This window comes from Streptomyces spongiae (assembly GCF_009377185.1).
Classification (GTDB): Bacteria; Actinomycetota; Actinomycetes; order Streptomycetales; family Streptomycetaceae; genus Streptomyces; species Streptomyces spongiae.
In genome coordinates, this window is the sequence record NZ_VJZC01000813.1 from 1 (window position 1) to 3,509 (window position 3,509).

A 3,509-nucleotide genomic window follows, 5' to 3' on the forward strand; every position below is an offset into this window, starting at 1 on the left:
CCCGTTCCCTGCGGGGGGACTCCGCCGCCAGGGCCAGGGCCGCCGTTACGGCCGTTGCGGCGGCTGCGGAGTACGGCGAAGAGGATGGCGATGACGACCACAGCGCCTGCGATGCCGGCGATGAGGAGAATGCTGCCGGAGGAGGACTTCTTCTTTTTCTTGGCCTGGCTCGTGCTGTCGTCGTCCTCAGATGCGGCGCCGGAATTCGTCGACGTGGATGATGAGGACTTGGCCAGGGGGCCCTCTTTAGGGCCCTTTGGGATGTCCATCGTCAGCGCCGTGCCTGGGCGGGCGATGCCGTAGCCGAGTTCCTCATCCGGGGCCGTCTTGCCCTTGTTGTTCACGAAGGACGCTGACTTGATCAGGCGGTTGATGATCTGGCCTGCTGTCAGGTCGGGATACTTAGAACGGAGAAGGGCAACGATGGCTGAGACGTAGGCGGTGGAGCCAGAAGTTCCGTCTGCCACCGCGTAACCACTTGCGGTCGTCGGGTCGGCCTGGGCGACTTCCACTCCGGGCGCTGCAACAATGACGTTGCCGGTGTTGGACTTAGACCAGGGGGAAAGGCTCTTGTCCACTGCCGAGACAGCTACCACGCCTGGGAGAGCGGCCGGGTAATTCACCGTGCCTGCATCGTTTCCGGCAGCCGCTACAACGACGACATCGTGCGATTGCGCATATTCGATCGCCTTGGCGGCTTTTGAGCCAGGATATGCGGAAGAATCATCGAGTGACAGGTTGATTACTGACGCGCCCTGCTCTACTGCATAGCGGACTCCAGCGGTCCAACCCGCCGTATCAATCTTCCCATCAATCGTGCCCCTAGTCGCATTCACCCTTAGCGGAAGAATCTTCGCTTTAGGTGCGAGTCCCATCACGCCCAGTGAGTCATTTGCTCCGTGGCCGTGTCCAGCGATGAGGCTGGCCATTGCAGTGCCATGCCCGAGACTATCTTTGTGAGGATCTCCGGCACCGGTGAAGTCCTTACCTGGCAGAACTTGTCCAGTGAGATCGGGGTGACTGGAATCTACACCTGAGTCGACTACAGCGACTGTGACTCCCGCCCCCTGTGAGGTCTTCCAAACTTTCTCAGCGTCGTACACCGTCAGGGGCCACTGCGCATCCCGGACGGCGTCTGCCGAGGCAACGGGGGCTGAAGTGAGGAGCAAGGCTCCCGTCAACGCCACGACACCTGTCGTGGACCAGACTCGTTTGAAACCCAATTCCTTGCTCCTCACTCAGCCATGGCTGGGGTGCCAGCCTTCATAGGGGTGCAGGCGACGACTCTCCGTCCGGCCCGCTTGCGGTGCTTACTCGATGGTTCGCGGAACGTTGCGGTTGCGGTCTTCTTCCGAAATCCAGGTCTCTTCGTCCTCGACCAAGTAGTCGGGACGGTCGCCCCTACCGTTCTCTTCCTCGGACCGTCGACCGTTGCGGCCGCCCACACCGCCAGCTCCACCCGCCATGCCGCCGCGCTGGGTTCCGCCGCGGCTGCCGTGCAAGCCGGCACCGCCGCCGGCGCCCTTGCCAGTGACCCCCTTGGCTGCACCGACCACACCGCCACGGGACCTAGCGAGGGCTCCGCGACCGCCCGCACCAGCACCGCCTCGGCCAGCTGCGCCGGCTCCGGCGCCACCCATGCCTCCCATACCCGCTCGGCCTCCGGCGCCGCGGCCTGCTGCCGCGCCGCCTCCAGCCATACCACCGCGACCTCCAGCGGCTCCGATGCCGCCGCGCGCGGCAGCACCGCCCGCGAGACCAGATGCTCCGCCGGGGGCCACGATGCCTGGGCTCTGGGCGCCACCGGTACCGATACCGCCACCCCCGCCGCTGATGCCTCCGCCCGTTCCCGTGACGGGACCGGTCCCCGTCAGGCCGGGGGACATGCTGTCAATCTTCGTCTTGGCTGTCGGGAGTTGTGAGCCTCCCGTGATGCCCGGGTCACGGGGCGTCGTTGGCGACGGCTTAACACTCGTTGTCGGCCCAGCGCTCCACGGCTTGGCGGTGCTGCTGCCGCTGCCTGGCCCCGAGCTGCCAGCAGACGGCATGGAAATGGGGGTAGGCATCGGCGTTTGAGGGCTCGGGGGTTGGAAGGGATCCCTCACGTCATCGTCTCGGAATGTACCCTTCGAGTAAGCCTTGTAGTTGACCCCCAACTGCTCCATGATCGCCACGCCCTGCAGCTGCGCCTCCTTCCCTGCAGACAAGGAGTCGGCGTTCGCCTGGCGGGCGGCGTCTGTGCTCACGCCCTTGTTGATGTCTTCCAGCAGTTGCTCGTCACTGCGCCCGTCGTCCGTGAGTTTGTCCCAGGCCCTGTCCCAGCCTGAAGGCTCTTCGACCTCCCGCATCTTGGACATGGAGTTCCGCAGGTCGTTCTGGACGGCGTGCATGGCTTCCCCGTAGTGATTGGCCCACGCAGCTGCGTTCCGGAGGTTCTGCATGACCTCGTTGGCCTTCTTACGGAACGCCTCGGACGCGTCGCCCTCCCAGTGCTCCAGGACGTTTTCCACTGCGCTCTGCATCATGCCCGCGACGCTGTCCTTCGAGGACACCGAGTCCACGCCGCCGCTCTTACCGTCGCCGTCGCCGCCGGACAGGATGTTATGGACCGACTTCCAGTGCTGGCTGACCTCGTAGATCCGGCCGGGGTCCGCGTCCAGGATCATGGATCGGAGCTCAGGGATGCCCATCTTCATGAAGGGCGTGTCGAGCTGACTACGGTCTGGGCCCCCCATACCGCCGTCTTTGATCGATTCGAGCTTCTCGTCGTGCTTGTCCTGGATGCGCTGCTCTCGAGCCTCTTGCTGAGCCTTGATCTGCTCAGGAGTTGGCTGGTAACCGTAGCCATACATTTTTTGAACGTCCCCTCTGTCAGTGACCGGTCGCTGAACCGCTTAGTTGATCGCGCCCTTACCAGGAGCCGCGCTCACACCCTGCGCGTTCGCCTGCTCCTGGTTGCTGTACTTGTCCCTGACCTTCGAGGTGCTCGTGCCGAAGTCGTCGATCAGCCCGTGCAGATCCTTGATCATTTTTTCGATCCTGGTCTTCTGCTCCTGGTGGGCGCTGTGAAGCTCGTTGGACTCCAAGAACTTCATGCTGCCGAACGCCGTGCTCGGGATGTCCGTCTCGTACTTGGCCTTGGTGTTGGCCTTGTCCATGTCCGAGAGAAGGCCGTTGAGCTTCCGGATGACCTCATCCAGCGCGCTCAGATCGACCCGCATTCCGTTGCTCATACCCCGTTGTCCTCTCCCCTGTTCCTCAAGTTGTCAGCACCAGTACCAGCCCGGTGCCCAGTCATCGTCCAGCCCGCCGGGCTCCGCCAACCCGCTTACTACGCCAGTCCCGCACAGCAACCCCGCTGCCCGCAACCACAAAAACCATCACAAGTCCCGCGCCCAGCACGTAAATCGCGACGCGCCGTTCCTTCTCCGCCTCGCTCTCGCCGATCGTCACCGCCATGGGGACGACGCCGCTCGAGCGGACCGTGGCCGGGGGGTCCGGCTGGGGGG

At 64.1% G+C, this 3,509-nt stretch carries 3 protein-coding genes and 1 pseudogene; all 4 read right to left on the minus strand.

The window, feature by feature from the left end:
- The coding region (gene mycP / locus FNH08_RS47155) for a type VII secretion-associated serine protease mycosin (RefSeq protein WP_322726568.1) at positions 1-1,238 on the minus strand (1,238 nt) is incomplete at its 3' end.
- 72 nt (positions 1,239-1,310) lie between these two features.
- Complete coding sequence (locus FNH08_RS53340; protein ID WP_152778029.1) at positions 1,311-2,852, minus strand: WXG100 family type VII secretion target; 1,542 nt, start codon at positions 2,850-2,852, stop codon at positions 1,311-1,313.
- A 42-nt stretch (positions 2,853-2,894) separates the two neighbouring features.
- Positions 2,895-3,233 carry a hypothetical protein gene (locus FNH08_RS47165; RefSeq protein WP_152778031.1) on the minus strand — a complete coding sequence of 113 codons (339 nt, stop codon included), beginning with the start codon at positions 3,231-3,233 and terminating at the stop codon, positions 2,895-2,897.
- 61 nt (positions 3,234-3,294) lie between these two features.
- A pseudogene (locus FNH08_RS52785) lies at positions 3,295-3,509 on the minus strand (type VII secretion-associated serine protease mycosin); the annotation flags it as partial.

What these genes read in the sequence shown, in the direction of transcription:
- FNH08_RS53340 (WP_152778029.1), bottom strand. Translation starts at nt 2,852, where the DNA reads ATGTATGGCTACGGTTACCAGCCAACTCCTGAGCAGATCAAGGCTCAG.
- FNH08_RS47165 (WP_152778031.1), bottom strand. Translation starts at nt 3,233, where the DNA reads ATGAGCAACGGAATGCGGGTCGATCTGAGCGCGCTGGATGAGGTCATC.